Below are 17,694 nucleotides of genomic sequence, written 5' to 3' on the forward strand. Positions count from 1 at the left end.
CGCATGAATATGCGTGAACGTTTGCCGGACGGCTTCGGTTCCGTGGCTCGGCCGTAGCGGCGGCGGTAAATCGTGCCGAATGCGGAACATTGCGTAGCGACAGGGGTGCAGGGTGCTGCCAGCTTGATCCCCGAAGACAACAGGAAAGGGGTTTGACGAATGAGTGAAAATGGCCACGATCTTCATGCCGAATTCCCGCAGCACCGCGCCGTGCTGCACGATCTGAAGGTTGAGAACGCCAGCTTCCGCGAACTGTCGGCGCGCTATCATGAGACCGCGCAGGAAATTTCGCGCATCGAGGCTGGCATCGAACCGGCGTCGGACCAGCGGCTTGAGGACCTCAAGAAGCATCGCCTCCAGATGCTCGACCAGGTGTCGGCGATGATCGCGGAAAAGCAGGCCGCCTGATGCGTGACGAGGCGAAGATACGCCAGCAGTTGGAAAGCCGCCTTGACGAACTGCGCCTTCGGGTCAGCGCGATCGAGGCGGAACTCCGGCAGCCGCTGGACGATGATTTCGGCGAACAGGCGGTCGACCGGGAAGATGATGAGACGCTCGACGCGGTCGAACTGGCCGCCATCGCCGAAATTGAGCTTATCGAGGACGCGCTGACACGGCTACGCGGCGGAACCTACGGGCTGTGCGTCTCTTGCGGAGACGAGATCGCGCCCAAACGCCTCGAAGCGCTCCCGGCGTGCCGTCTCTGCATCACCTGCGCGCAAGCGGCGGAAAAGGCCTGACGCGCATCCGCCGGACGGAAATGCGTTTGCCAGCAAGAAACGAGACGCGCGCTGCGGCGAAAGTCCATAGCTGGACGGCTCCATTGAAGGAGCCGGGAAATGAAACTGCTGGAAGGCAAAACCGCCATCATCACAGGCGCAAGTTCGGGCATCGGGAAAGCGGCCGCGACATTGTTCGCTGCCAATGGCGCTGCCGTGGTGCTCGTCGCCCGCCGTCAGGCCCTGCTCGATCAGCTTGCGGCCGGGATCAGGCAAGCTGGAGGGCGGGCGATCGCCATTGCCGGAGACGTGACGCAGGAGCAGACCCACGAGCAAGCCGTTGCTGCCGCGCAAAAGGCGTTTGGCGGCTTGCACATCGCCTTCAACAATGCCGGCCTGACCGGGCATGCAAAGCCGCTGGCCGACATCGACCCTGAACAATGGTCGCAGGTGCTCGCGGTGAACCTGACCGCCGCCTTTCTTGGAGCGCGGTCGCAGATTCCCGCGATGCTGGATCAGGGATCGGGCGCGCTTATCTTCACCGGCAGCTTCGTCGGCAACAGCGTGGGCCTGCCGGGCATGGGCCCCTATGCGGCGGCCAAGGCGGGATTGATGGGTCTGGTCCGCAGCATAGCGGCGGATTATGGCGCGGCGGGCATCCGCGCGAACGCGCTCCTGCCGGGCGGCACCGCGACAGACATGGCTGGCGATGAGGGTCAGCGCGCGTGGGCCGCGAGCCTCCACGCCATGAAACGCATCGCCGAGCCGGAGGAGATCGCTCAGGCCGCGCTGTTCCTTACCAGCGATATGTCGAGCTTCGTCACGGGATCGGCGCTTTGGGCCGATGGCGGCAACGCGGCGGTGAAGATCTAGGCCGGTTCGGAAGGGGAAAGCCCCTCGCCTGCCTGAGCTGGACGAGGGGCTTTCCCTTTTGCTCCTAGATCGCGTTGCGCTTTGCGATCGTGCCAAGATGACGGCCGCTGGGCTTGATCGTGCGCTTGAAGTTGGTGCGATCGACGTCGACCAGGCCGAAGCGCTGGTGGAAGCCTTCATTCCACTCCCAATTGTCGAGCAGCGTCCAATGGAAATAGCCGCGCACGTCCGCGCCCTCATCCATGGCACTCTTCAAACCGGCCAGCGCGCCGTTGATATAGGCGATACGCTGCGCGTCATCATCGGTCGAAATGCCGTTCTCGGTGACATAGATCGGCACCTTCACCTGCGACGCGGCGTAGCGCACGATATTGCCGATGGCGGCGGGATAATATTCCCACTTGCTCTTGGTGAACTGGGCATCCTTGCCCGCCTTGCGCGGTCCTTCGGGGCCGATCAGATAACGGGTATAGCCCTGCGCGCCCAGAAAGTCGCTGCGGCCAGCGGCTTCAAGCCACTGCGCATAGACTTCCTGGCGCTTCTGCGCGACCTTTGCCTCGCCGCCGTCCACCGCCTGATCATCGCCGATGGAAACGATCGCACCGACCGGGAACTTGCCCGGACCAGCCTTCAGCGCGGCCATGGCGAGTTCGTGCGCGCGGATCATCGCAGGCACCGCCACCTTGGGATCGCTGAACAGGAAGGAGGAGAATTCGTCGCTGCCCACCTTTTTCGCGGCCAGCTTCATCAGCGGAGCCGACATGGACGCGATGTCCATCGGCTGGCCGGTCGCGCTCTGCATGTCCGGCGACCATTTAACGACCAGCGGTGCATTGGGCTCATTGAAGGGCACCGCCATGCCGATAAGGTCGCCCATATGCTTGGACACGCGATCGGCATAGCGCGCGAACAGTTCCGGCGCGTCCGGCTTGTTCCATGCGCCACGGGCAGCGAACCAGCGCGGTGACGAGAAATGGTTGAGCGTCACGTTGGGGAAGATGCCCGCATCGCGGCACGCGGCGATACAGCGACGGTAATGGTCCAGTTCGGCGAGCGAAAAATGCCCTTCTTCCGGCTCGATACGGGACCATTCTATCGAAAAACGATAGGCGTTGAGGCCCAGCGCCTTCACCAGGGCGACGTCTTCGTCCCAGCGGTGATAGCTGTCGCAGGCATCGCCTGATCGCTCCCTAAAGGGAGAAGGCTTCATATTTTCCACGACCCACAGGTCGGAACTGACATTATTGCCCTCGGTCTGATGACCCGCGCTGGAAGCGCCCCACAGGAAACCCTTGGGGAAGCTTCCCTTCGCCGCCCCGCGCGCCGGAGCAGCGGCGGCAGCCGGAGTTGCGAGCAGCGCCGAGCCCGCTGCCATGCTCATTAGAATCGACCGCCGGTCGAGCGCGTCATCGAAATCCATGAAATATCCTCTTCATCCTTTTTGGACCACGCCGCGGTCTCTGGATGGCCCGGCGCTGTAAGCGATAGTGATTAAAAAGAATAGGGGTTGTCAATTAAATCCGCCTGTCATAACGGTCCGCCCGATTTTCAAATCACTTTTAGATGCAGCAGCATCAGCCATGTACATGGGGAGGAATGTTATGCGATTTTGGCACTTTACGCGCGCCGCGTTGATGGCCGGTTCGGCCCTCGCGGGACTTGCGCCTGCCGCCTATGCCCAGCAAGCCACCGAAGCGCAGAGCGACGTCAGCGCGGCCGACCCGGCATCGGGCGACATCATCGTCACGGCGACTCGCCGCAACCAGAGCCTTCAGGATGTTCCCGTGGTCGTCACCGCCGTTTCGGGCGAGCAGATCAAGGAACTGAACTTCACCACCTTCACGGACATTCAGGCGCTCTCGCCCGGTCTGTCCTTCACGCCGCGCGGCTCGGCGGGCACGGTGACGGCGCTTCGCGGCGTCAGCACCAGCAACACGACGGGCGCGCCCCCGGCCGTCGTCATCTACTTCAATGAAGTGCCGATCAACGACGCCATTGCCTTCCAGAGCCTCTATGATATCGGCCAGATCGAAGTCGTGCGCGGGCCGCAGGGCACGCTGCGCGGCGCCCCCGCCCCTGCTGGTTCGATCACCCTTGCGACCAGACGTCCCGACCTTCATGAGGTGGGCGGATATGTTCAGGGTATCGCGACCGACCAGCTTGGCCTCAACGGGCAGTTCGCGGTCAACTTCCCGATCGTTCAGGACCAGCTCGCCTTGCGTGTGGCGGGTCTTTACGACCGCAATGAAAATGGTGACGTCCACAGCCTGACGACCGGCGTGGAATCAGGCGCGAAGACCAAGAGCATCCGTGCCTCGCTGCTGTGGGAGCCGATGCCCCAGCTGTCCATTCTGGCCACCTACCAATATCTTCGTAACGCCGGCCGGTCGCTGGCGACTGTGGAAGGTTCGGGCCTGGGCTATAATGGCCCGGTCATCCGCGATCCCAAGCAGCGCGTGGCGGTTCAGGAGGATCTGTCCTACCGCCGCCTGACTGCGCATTATGCATCGCTTTCGGCGAAATATGACCTTGGCGACGCGTCGATCAACTATATCGGCGGCTACAACAAGTTCCGCAGCGTCACTCCGATCGGCGTTGGCGACAATGATCCGGGCAATGCCATCCCCGGCTATTCGGAACCGCAGAATTTCGACAATCCCGTCGAAAGCTGGTCCCACGAACTGCGGCTGGATGGCAAGACTCCAGGCGGTTTCCTCGACTATACGGTCGGCGGCTTCTACTCCAAGGGCACGTCCGACGTTACCCGCCTGAACATCTTCACCTATCTGCCGGGCGCTTTTGGCGGCGGCGCCGTTCCTGTGCCGGGCGCTCCGGCGGCCGGCGGGGTGCTGGTCGGCGACATCACGCTGCCGATCAAGGATGTGAACAAGTCGCTCTTTGCCAGCGGCACCTTCCATCTGCCGACGAATACCGAAATATTCCTGGGCGCCCGCCACATCTGGTCCGACATCACCAAGGGCTTCAACCTCGACTTCAACTCGCCGTTCATTCCGGTGATTACCGAGCCGCAGCCGCGCCGCAAGTTCAAGGCGTGGGTGTATGACGCCAAAATCGTCCAGCATCTGAACGAAGACCTGCTGGTCTATGCGGCCTATGGCCATGGCTGGCGTGGGCCGGGCTCCAACCAGGCGACGCCGGTGCCCAACAGTGTCCGCACCGTGTCCGACGAAAAGTCCGATAATTTCGAAATCGGCTTCAAGGGCGAGTTCCTGGACAAGCGGCTGCGTTTCAACGCCGCCATCTTCCAGCAGAATTTCGATGGCTATATCGCGCGCGCCCGGTCCATTCCGAACGTGAACGAAGGCGGCCTGGCGGTGACGGCGAACGACATCACCTTCAATGGCGATGCCCGTGTCCGCGGCGCGGAAGCCGAACTCTATTTCTCGCCCAGCGACCGCTTCTATGTCCAGGGTTCGGTCGGCTACGCAAACGGCAAGTTCAAGAACGCGTCGATCCCCTGCCGCGACACCAATTTCGACGGTGTTCCCGACAGCGGCGCTACGCCGACCTCGCCGTCTGCTTTCCCGGCCGGTACGCCGGTGGCCTTCTGCCGCTCCAACGGCGCGCTGTCGGACGTGCCCAAGTGGAACACGACCCTGCTGTCGGAATATAACGCGCCTCTCGGTCAGGCCACGGCCTATCTGCGCGGCCTGTTCACCTGGCAGAGCAAGACGACCGACATCGCCACCGGCAATAATTACGGCAGCTACGGCATCGTGAACCTGTTCCTGGGCGCTCGCGAGATCGTGCCGGGTCTGGACGTCAACATCTTCGCGAAGAACATCTTCAATGTTCAGAAGGTCACCTTCCGCGACGCTGAATATGTCCTTGGCGGCTATCGTTCGGGTTACAACAATGTGAACTTCACCCCGCCCCGCGAAGTCGGCGTCACCGCCCGCTTCTCCTTCGGCGGCGGTTAAGGGAAAGGGCTTTGCCGGGCGGCTATTCCGCCCGGCAGGAGGCGACAGGAAAAAGGGGCATGATCCGGCCTGGATCATGCCCCTTTTCCTTTCGGTCAATCCGGTGGTTGCCTTCAGCCCTATCTGGCGCAGGAACTCGTCCTGATCGAACCCTTCACAGACTTCCGGGCACCCGCCTGTCTTTGGCAGGCGTACAGAACAGACTGCGGCATTCAGACCTGCACGAACGACCCGAACGGATTGGCGACGACAGCTATCCTATCGCTGTTCGACGGTAACGCTGTCGATCGTCATGCCGCTCGCAGGATTGCCGACCGGAGCATCTTTCGGGTAATCGCCTGCGGGCGACCCCGTGTCCACGCCCACGTCGAAACTGCCGGTGATCGAATAGAAGATGGGCGGGCTCGCCGGAACCCTGCCGGACGCCACTTCCGCGCCATTGACGATCAGGCCCAGCCGCGCGCCCTTCGCCATGCCCTTGCCGTCATAGTCGAAATTCATGCGGACGGCATTCTGTCCCACCGGCAGAGGCTTCCTGCCCTTGAGCGTCAGTGTGGCGATATTGTACAGGCGGTACGTGAAGACCGGATAGCGTTTTGCGTCCAGATAGAGCGCCCAGCCCGCATCCGTGCTTCCCAGCGTCGCGACCACGCCGTGCGCCTGCTTGCCGGCGCCAAGCTTCGCTTCCACGCCCCATGACCGGCCGACCAGCCTGGGCAAGGCCGCTTCCGGCACGCCGACCGCGCCTTCATAATAGGTCCGGCTTTTCGCGCCCGTCTGCAAGCTTGGCAGCCCGGCATCGCCGAACTGCTGACCCTTTAGCGGCAGCACCTGGTTTGCGGCGGCTTCGCGGGTGAACAGGGCCTGCAATTCCTTGAGCTTCGCCGGTTGGCTGGCCGCCAGATCATGGGCTTGCGAAAAGTCGCTGTTGAGGTCGTACAGTTCCCAGCGGTCCTGTTCGAACGGCTTCGCGCCAGCGCCCAGCGCCGCGCCCCATGGCAGGCGGGTGTGGAAGGCGGATGCCATCCAGCCGTCATGATAAATGGCGCGATGGCCGAATATCTCGAAATATTGGGTCTTGTGGCGCTCCGGTGCGTTCGCGTTATTGAAGGTATAGAGCAGGCTCGTGCCATCCATCGGCACCTGCTTCACGCCGTCGACCTCTGCGGGCGCGGGGATGCCGGTCGCCTCCAATATGGTCGGCACGACGTCATTCACATGGCCAAACTGGCTGCGCAGTCCGCCCGGCTGACTGATCTTCCTGGGCCAGCTGATCACCAGTCCGTTGCGGGTGCCGCCCAGATGGGACGCCACCGCCTTGGTCCACTGAAATGGCGTGCCCGCGGCCCACGCCCAGGCGGCATTGATATGCGCGCTCGCCTTTGGCCCGCCGATAGTGTCCATATGGGCCAGCTTGGATTCCAGCGTTTCAGGCATGCCTTGCAGCGCGCCGAGGTAATTGAGGCTGCCGCCCAGCCCGCCTTCCGCGCTCGCGCCATTGTCGCCCACGACATAGATGAACAGCGTGTTGTCGAACTCGCCCGCATCCTTGAGCGATTGGACAAGCCTGCCCATTTCCGCGTCCGTATGCGCCATGAAGCCCGCATAGGTTTCCATCAGGCGCGATGCGAACCGCTTTTCATCGGGGGACAGGCTGTCCCATGCGGGCATCCCTTCCGGGCGCGGAGTCAACTGCGTGTTGGGCGGTATGATCCCCAGCCGCTTCTGACGGGCGAAGGTCTCTTCCCGCAGCTTGTCCCATCCCTGATCGAACTTGCCGCGATATTGGTCGATCCACTGCTGCCGCACCTGGAGCGGTGCGTGGATCGCGCCGGGGGCCATGTAAAGGAAGAAGGGCTTTTTCGGATTGATCGCGCGCTGGCCGCGGAACCAGTTGATGCTCTGCGTCACAAGATCATCGGTCAGGTGATAGTCCTTGCCCGCCGGACGCCGCACCGGGGTCGTGCCGTCGAACAGCGACGGTTCGAACTGGTCGGTCTCGCCCCCTTCGAACCCGTAGAATTTCTCGAAGCCCTCGCCGGTCGGCCAGCGGTCGAACGGGCCGCTTGGCGATGTTTCCCACGCCGCCGTAGTATGCCACTTGCCAAAGGCTGCGGTGCTGTATCCGTTTTCGCGCAGCACCTCCGCGATCATGGCGCTGTCCTTCGTATGGAAGCCGCTATAGCCGGGGCGGCTGTCCGCGATCACCGCGCCCACCCCTGTCCGGTGCGCGTTCCGTCCAGTGAGGAGCGAAGCGCGCGTCGGCGAGCACATCGCCGTCGTATGAAAGCGGTTATAGGTCAGGCCCTGCCGGGCGAGCGCGCTCAGGGCAGGCGTGTCGACCGGCCCGCCAAAGGTGGAGGTGGTGCCAAAGCCGACATCGTCCAGCAGCACCAGCACGATGTTGGGCGCGCCCGCAGGAGCCTGCCGCACATATTGGGGCGCCTTGACCGGCGGCGCTGCTTCCTGCGCGAGGGCGGGCGAGAGGATGAGAGCGGAACAGGCCGTTCCAGCAAGTAATTTCAAAAGTCTGGCCGTCATCTTGTCTCTCTTCCCTGTTGTGCTGCTGCGGCGGAGCGCGGCCGTTCCTTCCGGCCGCGCTCCGCATGTTCCGGTTTGAATCAGCCCACGTCCACGCGGATGCGCGACAGGCGGATTTCCTGAATGCGCCATTCGCTGCCGATACGGACATAGCGTTCATGATAATGGCCGTAGCCGTGCATCCATTTGAAGGGCAGCGGCGAGCCTTCCTGAACCCACAGCTTGTCCTCCATCGCCCAGATGCCAGTCGCGCGGTCCGGGCTTTCGATGGTGATTTCCGGCATGTGGCCGTGATGGACAGTCTGGATATGCTCCAAAATGGGCGCGAGCTTGGCCACATAGGGGGCGGCCCCATGGGTCAGCTGGCTTTCGTCCGGCTCGCCCGTCGATTCCCGGAAATCGGCGATCAGGTCGGGCGCGAAGGTCGCTTCCAATCCGACCCAATCCTTCATGTCCATCGTGCGGAAATAGCGCGCCTTGAGCGCATGGATTTCCAATGTGGCGGCGATTTTTTCTGCTTCGGTCACAATCTCGTTCCTCGTCCTGAAGGCTGGCGCGGTTACCAGCTCACCTTGTTCGCGGCTTCGATCGCCGCCTGCATGTCCGGTGGCAACAGCACGCCGCGCTTCTCGGCCGCCTTGGCCGCTTCGGCGAAACGCTTATGATAGACGTCCGGCGTTCCATAAAGCGCCTTCAACTGCTCCGTGGTGAAGGGAAAGGTGCGCCCCGACCCGCCGATGCATTCGCCGCGCCAGTCATAGCGGGCGACGGGAACATCCACCCATGGCGTGCGCAGGCCGCCCTTCACATTGCCGTTCGCGTCGAAATAGCTGGCGGGCTCAAGCACCGGCTGCTTTGGCCCTTCGAAGGAGGCAAGCTGCGGGAAACTGGGCGCTGCCTTGCCGCTCTTGATCCACCGGTCGATGGCGACGATGGCCGCGCCGGAGACATATTGCACCGGGAAAGTGTTGGCATAGTCGGCCGGGCAATTGCCGCCGTCCAGGCCCAGGTCGCGCTGGTTCGCCTTGCCGACGCGGGCCATATAGGGGCCGGTCGTGTGCGAGCTGCCAGCAGGCGCCCAGAAGCGCAGCATCCTGCCTTCCTCACGCGGGCCGCGCTCGGCCGATGCGGTGGTGGTGTTGAGCACGATCACCGGCACGCCGACATCGGTTCGCACGGTCGGCAAGGGCGTGTCGGCGCCCGATAGCTTCAGCTTCGCGCCGGTATGCAGGTCTTGCAGGAAAAAGCCGTCGAACACTTTGGCCTGCGGCTGGACGGCGTTGATGTAGATCGCCAGCCTTTCGCCCGCGATCGTGTTGCCCACGCCGATCACGGCCTTGGGGTTCAGGCCAGCGAAGGGATCGGGACCGCCCGCCGCCTTCTTGTCTTTCAGGGCAGCGGCGATCTGGGTCAGCATGTCATAGGACATGTCGCTCGACGGCACGGACAGGCTGCCGTAGCGCTGCGGGTCCCAGCGGGCGAGCGTGGTGCCGATGGGGATCTGCTTTCCGGCATAGGTGATCGTCTGCGGGGGCTTTGTATCGTCAATGCCTTCATGATGCATCGATACCCCTACCCAGCCGAAGCCGTTGCGCAGCAGCGTCTCGGCGTTCCAGCGGTAATTGGTGTCCCGCTCCGTGCCGAAATATTCCTGCATATATTCGATGACGATGGTGCCGTTGAACTTGTCCGCGGGCGGCTTGCGGACGAGGATACGGGTTTTGTACGGCACGTCCTCCCCTGCCACGACCTGCCATCGGCCATCCGCGCCCAGCGTGGTGCCCGGCGCGACATGATAGGCATGGGCCTTGCCGGAAACGAAATATTCGCTTTCCGTATAGCCGTAGGGCGCCAGGTCGACGATGGAGGCGGAATAGGGAAAGCCGCGCGTGCCCCCGGTAACCGGCCCTTCGAAGGTGACAGCGCCCACGGCGGCGGGCTGCGCCTTCACCTGCCCGGGCGGAGAGACGGCGCATCCCGGCTGAACCAGCATCGTTGCCGCAAGCAGGGGCATCAACCACAATGTGTTGGGCTTCATCTCTTTTCTCCGGTTATTTCTTGGGCAGGGCGAAGGCGACGATGCTGTTGCGGCCTTCGGACATGACGGAACTCATCTTGGCGATCGCCGGATCGTAGGACCCGGCCATCAGGGCGATGAACTGGCGGCCGCCCGACTTGTAAACGGCTGGAACGCCGCCGGGGACGGACGGCAGCGGCGCTTGCCAGATCAGTTTCCCGTCGGCCATGCTCCACGCCCGCAGCTTGCGGTCCTGCGTCCCGGCAAAGATCAGGTCGCCCGCCGTCGCGACGATGGTGCCGCGCGGGAACAGCGTGCCGGAATCCTTAAGGCCCGGAAGCTCGCCGAAGGGAACCTGCCACAGCTTCTTGCCGCTGTTCATGTCATAGGCGGTCATGGTCGACCATGGCGTCGCGCTGGCGGGCAGCATCGTCTTGCTGAACAGGAAATTGTAACCGGTCTTGAGCTTGATCGGCCCGCTCTTTGCGGCTGCTCCCTCCCCGCCCTGACCGTCCGGCCCGGCGGCAACGGCAGGGCTGCTGACCTTGCCCGCCTGTTCCTGGCTGAAGCCCAGGAACAGCAGCAGGTCCTTCATCTCCTGCGGTTTCAGGTTGAATGCGGGCATCACCGCCCGGCCGCGCGTCACGATTTCGCTCACCTGGCCCGCCGTCCGGCGCGACGCGATGCCGGTCAGCGCGGGAATGGCTGGCGGCTGGCCAGCGCGCTTTTCGCCATGGCAGGACGCACAATTCTGCGCATAGACCGCCTCGCCGGGATTGCCTGCGCTTTGTCCCAGGAACATGGTGCGCGGCTTGTCGGACGGCGGCTCCATCCGCAGGATCGCGGGGATGTCCATCCCCACCACGAAGAAGCGGCCCGTGCGCGGATCGACTGCGCCATTGCCCCAATTGGTGCCGCCCGAACTGCCGGGAATCTGCAATGTCCCCTGCCTGCTCGGCGGCGTGAAAATGCCTTCATTGCGAAGGCCCGCGATCATGGCGGCGATCTGTTTCCGCTCCGCCGGATCGAGATAGGGGCTCAGGTCCTCCGCCGTCATGCGCTGACGCACGAAGGGTTCGGGCGCAGTCGGGAACGGCTGGGTGGGCGATGCCTCCTCGCCCGGAATGTCGCTCTTGGGAACCGGCCGCTCCTCGATCGGGAAAACGGGTTTTCCGGTGCGCCGTTCGAACGTGTAGATGAAGCCCGTCTTGCCCGCGACAGCCACCGCCTCGACCCGCTTGCCGTTGCGGTTGAGCGTCAGCAGCTTGGGCGCTTGCGGCAGGTCATAGTCCCACAGGTCGTGATGGACGGTCTGGAAGTGCCACAGCCTCTTGCCCGTCCGCGCGTCCAGCGCCACCAGAGAATTGGCGTAGAGATTGCTGCCCTTACGATTGACGCCGTAGAAATTATAGTCGGCCGACGCGAGCGGCACGAACAGGATGCCGTTCGCGGTGTCGAGCGTCATCTCGCTCCAGTTGTTGACGCCGCCGACCTGCTTCCACGCATCCTTGGGCCATGTCTCATAACCGGCCTCGCCGGGGTGCGGAATGCTGTGGAAGGTCCAGCGCAGCTTTCCGGTACGCACATCGAAGGCGCGGATATATCCCGGCGGGCCGTTCCATTCGTCGCCGCCTGTCGTGCCGACGATGATCAGGTCGTCGAAGATGCGGCCCGGCGACTGGGATTCGATCCGCCTGATCGTGGCGGGGTCGCGGCCCAGCCCCTGCTTGAGGTCGATCGAGCCATTGTCGCCGAAGCTCGTCACCGGCTTTCCGGTCGCGGCTTCGATTGCGTAGAGGCGATCCTGGTGGTTGTAGAACAGCCTGCGCGGCTCGCCGCGTCCGCCGTCCCAACTGCTGAGGCCCCGCATGCGCACGCCTTCCGCATCGAGCCGCCACAGCTCTCGCCCGGTCGCCGGGTCCAGCGCCAATATGCCGCCGCTATAGGGCACGAACATGCGCCCGTCGATCACCAGCGGGTTGCCGTTGGACTGGCCGTTATTCGGCAGCGGAACGCTCCAGGCGACCTGAAGATGGCCGACATTGCCGCTGTTGATATCGCTCAGCGGCGAAAATTGCGCCGAATCGGCCCCGCCCAGATAATCGGCCCACTCGCCCGTCAATTCCGGTGCGCCGGATGACGAGCATCCGCCAAGCAGTGCCGCAGCCATGGCAAGGCCGCAAATCGCGCCAAAAGGCCGTCCGCCGTACATCAACAATCCCCTCCCAGGATTTACGCTCGCAAAAAATAACGGCGGTTCGCGCCTGCAAGCGGGAACCACACGCCTCTTCAACAGCATCCGATGCGAAGAATGCGATGGAACGACCCTTCATCGAATAAAATAGAGTTAGCTTCCCATATTATCGATGGCAAGGTTGCATGAACCATCTGGCCATGACATTTTCGTTTCACTGAATTTTGCGGCTCACTTTACGGCTGGCGCGCGGGCGGGCAAATGCGTCACCATAGGACCGTGTTTGAAGGGATCGGGAATTGCCACAGGCGGTGAAGCAGGTGCGGACGGCGGGCCGGAGGGGACGGCCTTCGCGGGAGGAGGAGCGGGAGATTACCCTTGCCATCCTTGATGCCGCGCTTCGCCTTTTTCTGAACGACGGCTATGGCGCTACGTCGATGAAGCGCATCGGCGAGGAAGCGGGCGTCGCCCCCAACACGCTTTATGCCCGCTTCCCTGACAAGGCGACGCTTTTCCGCGCGATCGTCGAATGGAAGGCCGCCTTGTGGAAGGTCACCAATCCGCCCCGCTATGCCAAGCCAGGGTCGCCCATGATGGAGGTGATCGAAGTCGCCCTCACCGCCGTCTTCGACGCGATGGAGCGCGAGGACATCAGCGCGATCGGCCGCCTTCTGGCTCAGGAAACCGAGCGCTTTCCCGAACTGGCCCAGATATATCATGAAAATGCGACGCGTGTCGGCCAGGATGGGCTGGTCGAATCCATCCGCCAGAGCAGCGACTGCACATTGACGGAAGAGGAAATGTACGACCTGGCGAAAACCATGCTGGAATGCGCGTCGGGCCATATGAATCTGCGCATGTTCAACGGCGGCAGCGGGCAGGAGACGCACAGGCGCGCGGCAAAGCGCATCGCGACCCTGCTGTCGCGCGGGTCTGTCTGGCGGTAAGGCGCGGCAGGGCCGCCCTTGCGAGGTGCGGTAAAATGATAAATTGGCTCTTGTTAAATGCCTCGCTTCGTTTCATGCTGCTGCGCCTTCAAGCGTCCCGCGCCGGAGCGGAGCGCAGCTTTAGGAGATGATTGACATGACCAAGTTCCTTATCCCGGCTCTGCTGGGCCTGACCGCCGCCACCGCCGCTTATGCCCAGGCTCCCGCAGCCGCTCCGGCCGCTGCCGCCGCCGCGCAGTTCTCGACCGAGAATACCGATGTCGGCACGCTGATCGATAACCCGCAGACCAAGGCGATCGTCGACAAGCATATCCCCGGTTTCAGCAGCAATCCGCAGATCGAAATGGCGCGCGGCATGACCCTGCGGGCGATCCAGCCCTATGCCGGTGATCAGGTCACCGACGCCGCGCTTGCCGCGATCGACGCCGACTTCGCCAAGCTGCCTGCCAAGAAGTAAATATCAGGGCGCCGGAATAGGAATATACGCTGACCGGCGCCCTGCTGGACTGGGTGCCGGCCGGTGCTCCTTTCAGGCGCGGCGGCTTGTGCCTGTGCGTTGCCCGGATGGCCCGGCGACCGGTTTGCCCCGACCTGATCTTGCTTATTAAAATATAGAATAATAGTCATTTTATTATTTGCTCAGGCGGAGCCTCGGTCTAGCCGGACCCGATGGCGGCCGGACCTGTGACGCCGGGGAGGACAAGGGTTGTGAAACATCCACTCAGACTTTTGCTGTTGGCTGGCGCGGCGCTCGTGAGCATGCCCGCCATGTCGCAGGACCGTCTGGAGGAAGGCTTTCCCAATTCCCCGCAGCAGGCGCTGCCCCGCATCTATGTTGACAGCCGCGTGATCCCCTGCCGCGCGCCCGCTTATTTTGCAGGGGCGCCCCTCCTGCCGTCCGGCCTGATGGGACCTGTCACGCTTATCGAAATCCGCGATCGTTAAGAAAAGGGGGAGGAATACCGCATGTCCACCATGATGATGATTTCACGCCGAACGCTTCTCGCCTCCAGCGCTTTGCTCGCATTTTCGCCCGTCCGCGCTGCAACCGGAGGTCCGGTCTATCGCGACGCCCGCGCGCCTGTCGCCGACCGCGTCAAGGACCTGCTCTCCCGCATGACGCTGGAGGAAAAGGTCGCCCAGATGTGCAGCATGTGGACCAGCAAGGGCAAGATACTGAACGAGGATGGCAGCTTCTCGCCCGAAAAGGCCGCCACGGCGCTGCCCCATGGCCTGGGGCAGATCGGGCGTCCGGCCGACACGTTCGGCAACAAGCGCTTCTTCAAGGGCGACTGGTTCCGCGACGTCGAGGAGACCGCGCCCCTCGTCAACGCGATGCAGCGCTATTTTGTAGAGAAGACGCGGCTGGGGATTCCGGCGCTGGTCCATGAAGAAACGGCGCATGGCTATCAGGCGCGCGGCGCGACCATCTTCCCCATCCCTCCCGCGCTGGGCAGCACATGGGATCCCGAACTGGTCGAGCAGGTCTTCTCGACCGTTGCGAAGGAAGCCCGCGTGCGCGGCGTCAATGTCGCGCTCAGCCCCGTGGTCGACCTTATGCGCGAACCGCGCTGGGGCCGCATGGAGGAATTTTTCGGCGAAGACCCCTATCTCGTGGCGCAGATGGGCGCTGCCGCCGTGCGCGGTCAGCAGGGACCCCGGCCGCTGGGCAAGGACAAGGTTTTCGTCACGCTCAAGCATTTCGTGCATGGATCGCCCGAAGGCGGGCTCAACAAGGCCCCCGCCGATTTCAACGAGCGAACGCTGCGTGAAAACTACCTCGTGCCCTTCGCCCATATCATCAAGACGAGCGATCCGGCCGTCATCATGCCCGCCTATAATGAGGTGGAGGGCGTGCCAGCCCATGCGTCCAGGCAGTTGCTGGAAAAGACGGGCCGCGAACGGCTGGGCTTCAAGGGCGCCTATTTCAGCGACTATGGCGGCATAGAGGAGCTGGCGAAGGCGCATCATGTCGCCGCCGACATGGATGAAGCGGCGATACTGGCGCTCAATGCCGGGGTCGATGCGGACCTGCCCGATGGCACGGTCTATGCCCGCCTGCCTGCGCTTGTGCGCAGCGGCCGCGTGTCCGAAGCTAAGATCGACGCCGCCGTGGCCCGCATCCTGGCGATGAAGTTCGAAGCGGGCCTGTTCGAAAATCCCTATGTCGACCCGCGCCGCGTCAAGCGCGAAACCAACACGCCCGCCGCGATCGCGCTCGCCCGCAAGTCGGCGGAAAAGGCGCTCATCCTGCTCAGGAATGACGGCATCCTGCCGCTCGATCCCAATGCGAAGATGAAGCTTGCCGTCATCGGCCCCAATTCGGTGGAAGCGATGATTGGCGGCTATTCGGGTGAGAATGACCGCAAGGTCGGCGTGCTGGCGGGCCTGCGCGCGGCCGCTGGCCCCAACCTGACCATCGAGCAGTCGGACGGCGTATGGATCAGCCAGCCCGATGCGAAGGGCGAACATGGCATGATGGCGATCATGAAGCCTGTTCCCGACGAGGAAAATCGCGCGCGCATCGCGCAGGCGGTGGAGGTCGCCAAACGGTCCGACGCCGTGCTGCTGGTGATCGGCGACAATCCGCAGATCACGCGCGAAGCCGTGGCGGGACCGGGCGACCGCAACTCGCTGGACCTGTTCGGCCTGCAAAATGACCTGGTCGATGCCATCCTCGCCACGGGCAAGCCGGTCGTCACCCTGTTGCTCAATGGGCGGCCCATATCGGTCAACCGTCTGGCCGAAAAAGCCAATGCGCTGCTGGAAGGCTGGTATCTGGGCGAAGAGGGCGGCAATGCGGTCGCCAATATCGTCTTTGGCAAGGCCAATCCGGGCGGCAAGCTGCCCGTGTCGATCCCCCGCTCGGTCGGGGAGCTTCCCGCCTTCTACAATCGCCATCCCTCATCGGCGGGCAGCTATGTGGAAGGGAAGCGCGGACCGCTCTATCCGTTCGGCCATGGCCTCAGCTACACCAGCTTCGACATCTCCGCCCCCCGCCTTTCCGCGCCGGAGATCGGCCGGACCGATGCCTTCTGGGTTGAGGTGGACGTTACCAACACTGGCAAGCGCGAAGGCGACGAGGTGGTGCAGATCTATATCCGTGACGAGGTAAGCTCGGTCCCCCGCCCCGTGCTGGAACTCAAGGCGTTCCGCCGCATCACGCTCAAGCCGGGCGAGAAGCGGACCGTGCGGTTCGACCTCACGCCCGACGCGCTCGCTTTCTGGAACATCGACATGGAATGGACGGTCGAACCGGGCGCCTTCACCATCTCGGCAGGCCCAAGCTCGGCCGTGCTGAAAAGCAGCAAGCTGACCGTGCGCGCCTGACGCGACATGATTTTACCGGACCGCTCAGCGCGAACGGAAAGGCGCGGCATGTAGCAGGAAGCGAGTTCGCCGCGATACGCCTCAGGAGTCGATCGCGGCGAACGGACGGGCAAGATCAAAACCCCGTCAACACAGTCTTGCCGATCGCGGTCCGGCTTTCCGCAACCTCGTGGGCGGCTTTCAGATTGGCCGCATTGATCGGCCCAAGGTCCTGCGTCATTGTCGACCGCAAGACGCCTTCATCGATCAGGCGTGAGACTTCTTCCAATATATTGTGCTGCTCGATCATCTCGGCCATCTGGAACATCGACCGGGTGAACATATTCTGCAACGCCACGGTGATCGACTTGGTATGGAACTCGCCAATGTCGAAGCTGGGCGAATGATCGATCTTCGCCAGCGCGCCGCGCGGAGCGATGATCTTGGGGAAGTAGGACAGGTTCGCATCGCTGCCGCCAAGGCTGGCGACGTAATTGACTTCATGGAAGCCGATGGCGGCCAGTTCCTCGTCCAGCGGCTTGCTATGGTCGATCACATGATGCGCGCCCATCTCCCGCGCCCAGGCGGCGCTTTCGGGACGGCTGGCGGTCGCGATCACCGTCAGCCCGGTCAGCTTGCGCGCTAGCTGGATCAGGATGGACCCGGCCCCGCCAGCGCCATTGATGACAAGGATCGAACCCTGCTGATCCTTGGTGAGGCGCAGCTTGTCGAACAGCAATTCCCATGAGGTAATCGCGGTCAGCGGCAGCGCGGCGGCCTCGCCCCAGTTCAGCGAGCGCGGCTTGTGTCCAACAATGCGCTCATCGACTGTATGAAGCTCCGCATTGGCGCCCGGACGCATGATTGATCCGGCATAATAGACCTCGTCGCCAACCTTGAACATCTCCACATTGGGGCCGATGGCCTCCACCACGCCCGCCGCGTCATAGCCCAGCACATTGGGATGGCCTTCATGCGACGGAGCGAAGGATCGCATCTGCGTGTCGACGGGATTGACCGACACCGCCCGCACCCGCACCAGCAGGTCGCGCCCGTGCGGGACGGGATCGGGCAGTTCCAGGTCCAGCAGCGCCTCTTCGCGGTCGATCGGGCCTGCCTCGTAAAATCCTATCGCCTTCATCGTCTTCCTTCT

General features: G+C 63.3%; 14 protein-coding genes. 8 read left to right on the plus strand and 6 right to left on the minus strand.

Features of this window, described 5'->3' with window-relative positions:
- Positions 1-159 precede the first annotated feature (159 nt).
- The 3 genes from ET21_RS0109295 (at position 160) to ET21_RS0109305 (ending at position 1,592) form a co-directional block, all read left to right on the plus strand.
- Positions 160-408 carry a YdcH family protein gene (locus ET21_RS0109295; protein ID WP_030539457.1) on the plus strand — a complete coding sequence of 83 codons (249 nt, stop codon included), beginning with the start codon at positions 160-162 and terminating at the stop codon, positions 406-408.
- Positions 408-740, plus strand: coding sequence for a TraR/DksA family transcriptional regulator (locus ET21_RS0109300; protein WP_030539458.1), 333 nt, complete (start codon positions 408-410; stop codon positions 738-740). The genes ET21_RS0109295 and ET21_RS0109300 overlap by 1 nt, the downstream gene beginning before the upstream one ends.
- Positions 741-839: 99 nt before the next feature.
- The gene (locus tag ET21_RS0109305) at positions 840-1,592 is read left to right on the plus strand and encodes an SDR family oxidoreductase (RefSeq protein ID WP_030539459.1); all 753 of its coding nucleotides are present in this window, start codon (positions 840-842) and stop codon (positions 1,590-1,592) included.
- Positions 1,593-1,656: 64 nt separating this feature from the next.
- On the opposite strand, the gene ET21_RS0109310 is transcribed toward ET21_RS0109305, so the two are convergent.
- A complete protein-coding gene (locus ET21_RS0109310) occupies positions 1,657-3,012 on the minus strand; it encodes a glycoside hydrolase family 1 protein (RefSeq protein ID WP_030539460.1) in 1,356 nt (451 codons plus the stop codon).
- A 181-nt stretch (positions 3,013-3,193) separates the two neighbouring features.
- Here ET21_RS0109310 and ET21_RS0109315 point away from each other — a divergent pair, with 181 nt between their 5' ends.
- Entirely contained in the window at positions 3,194-5,533 is a 2,340-nt protein-coding gene (locus ET21_RS0109315; protein ID WP_030539461.1) for a TonB-dependent receptor, read from the plus strand.
- Positions 5,534-5,791: 258 nt separating this feature from the next.
- Here the strand turns inward: ET21_RS0109315 and ET21_RS0109320 are convergent, their stop codons facing one another.
- From ET21_RS0109320 to ET21_RS0109335, 4 genes are all read right to left on the minus strand, one after another.
- The gene (locus ET21_RS0109320; RefSeq protein WP_030539462.1) at positions 5,792-8,074 is read right to left on the minus strand and encodes an arylsulfatase; all 2,283 of its coding nucleotides are present in this window, start codon (positions 8,072-8,074) and stop codon (positions 5,792-5,794) included.
- Positions 8,075-8,154: 80 nt separating this feature from the next.
- Positions 8,155-8,601, minus strand: a complete 447-nt coding sequence (locus tag ET21_RS0109325) for a nuclear transport factor 2 family protein (protein WP_030539463.1) — start codon at positions 8,599-8,601, stop codon at positions 8,155-8,157.
- A 32-nt stretch (positions 8,602-8,633) separates the two neighbouring features.
- On the minus strand, positions 8,634-10,112 hold the full coding sequence (locus ET21_RS0109330) for an alpha/beta hydrolase domain-containing protein (RefSeq protein ID WP_030539464.1): 1,479 nt from the start codon (positions 10,110-10,112) through the stop codon (positions 8,634-8,636).
- Positions 10,113-10,125: 13 nt separating this feature from the next.
- Entirely contained in the window at positions 10,126-12,261 is a 2,136-nt protein-coding gene (locus ET21_RS0109335) for a PQQ-binding-like beta-propeller repeat protein (protein ID WP_030539465.1), read from the minus strand.
- Between the two features lie 323 nt (positions 12,262-12,584).
- Between ET21_RS0109335 and ET21_RS26540 the strand changes: the two genes are divergently transcribed.
- From ET21_RS26540 to ET21_RS0109355, 4 genes are all read left to right on the plus strand, one after another.
- A complete protein-coding gene (locus ET21_RS26540; protein ID WP_051768086.1) occupies positions 12,585-13,232 on the plus strand; it encodes a TetR/AcrR family transcriptional regulator in 648 nt (215 codons plus the stop codon).
- A gap of 136 nt (positions 13,233-13,368) precedes the next feature.
- A complete protein-coding gene (locus tag ET21_RS0109345) occupies positions 13,369-13,689 on the plus strand; it encodes a hypothetical protein (protein ID WP_030539467.1) in 321 nt (106 codons plus the stop codon).
- A gap of 251 nt (positions 13,690-13,940) precedes the next feature.
- The gene (locus tag ET21_RS0109350; RefSeq protein WP_162180695.1) at positions 13,941-14,177 is read left to right on the plus strand and encodes a hypothetical protein; all 237 of its coding nucleotides are present in this window, start codon (positions 13,941-13,943) and stop codon (positions 14,175-14,177) included.
- A gap of 21 nt (positions 14,178-14,198) precedes the next feature.
- On the plus strand, positions 14,199-16,562 hold the full coding sequence (locus tag ET21_RS0109355; protein ID WP_030539468.1) for a glycoside hydrolase family 3 N-terminal domain-containing protein: 2,364 nt from the start codon (positions 14,199-14,201) through the stop codon (positions 16,560-16,562).
- A gap of 115 nt (positions 16,563-16,677) precedes the next feature.
- Here the strand turns inward: ET21_RS0109355 and ET21_RS0109360 are convergent, their stop codons facing one another.
- Complete coding sequence (locus tag ET21_RS0109360; protein WP_030539469.1) at positions 16,678-17,682, minus strand: zinc-binding alcohol dehydrogenase family protein; 1,005 nt, start codon at positions 17,680-17,682, stop codon at positions 16,678-16,680.
- Between the last annotated feature and the right edge of the window lie 12 nt (positions 17,683-17,694).

Source organism: Sphingobium sp. DC-2 (genome assembly GCF_000722555.1).
Classification (GTDB): Bacteria; Pseudomonadota; Alphaproteobacteria; order Sphingomonadales; family Sphingomonadaceae; genus Sphingobium; species Sphingobium quisquiliarum.

Coding starts and splice junctions, on each gene's coding strand:
- ET21_RS0109335 (WP_030539465.1), bottom strand. CDS start 12,261: ATGGCTGCGGCACTGCTTGGCGGATGCTCGTCATCCGGCGCACCGGAA.
- ET21_RS0109295 (WP_030539457.1), top strand. CDS start 160: ATGAGTGAAAATGGCCACGATCTTCATGCCGAATTCCCGCAGCACCGC.
- ET21_RS0109305 (WP_030539459.1), top strand. CDS start 840: ATGAAACTGCTGGAAGGCAAAACCGCCATCATCACAGGCGCAAGTTCG.
- ET21_RS0109310 (WP_030539460.1), bottom strand. CDS start 3,012: ATGGATTTCGATGACGCGCTCGACCGGCGGTCGATTCTAATGAGCATG.
- ET21_RS0109360 (WP_030539469.1), bottom strand. CDS start 17,682: ATGAAGGCGATAGGATTTTACGAGGCAGGCCCGATCGACCGCGAAGAG.
- ET21_RS0109345 (WP_030539467.1), top strand. CDS start 13,369: ATGACCAAGTTCCTTATCCCGGCTCTGCTGGGCCTGACCGCCGCCACC.
- ET21_RS0109315 (WP_030539461.1), top strand. CDS start 3,194: ATGCGATTTTGGCACTTTACGCGCGCCGCGTTGATGGCCGGTTCGGCC.
- ET21_RS0109320 (WP_030539462.1), bottom strand. CDS start 8,074: ATGACGGCCAGACTTTTGAAATTACTTGCTGGAACGGCCTGTTCCGCT.
- ET21_RS0109355 (WP_030539468.1), top strand. CDS start 14,199: ATGTCCACCATGATGATGATTTCACGCCGAACGCTTCTCGCCTCCAGC.
- ET21_RS0109300 (WP_030539458.1), top strand. CDS start 408: ATGCGTGACGAGGCGAAGATACGCCAGCAGTTGGAAAGCCGCCTTGAC.
- ET21_RS0109330 (WP_030539464.1), bottom strand. CDS start 10,112: ATGAAGCCCAACACATTGTGGTTGATGCCCCTGCTTGCGGCAACGATG.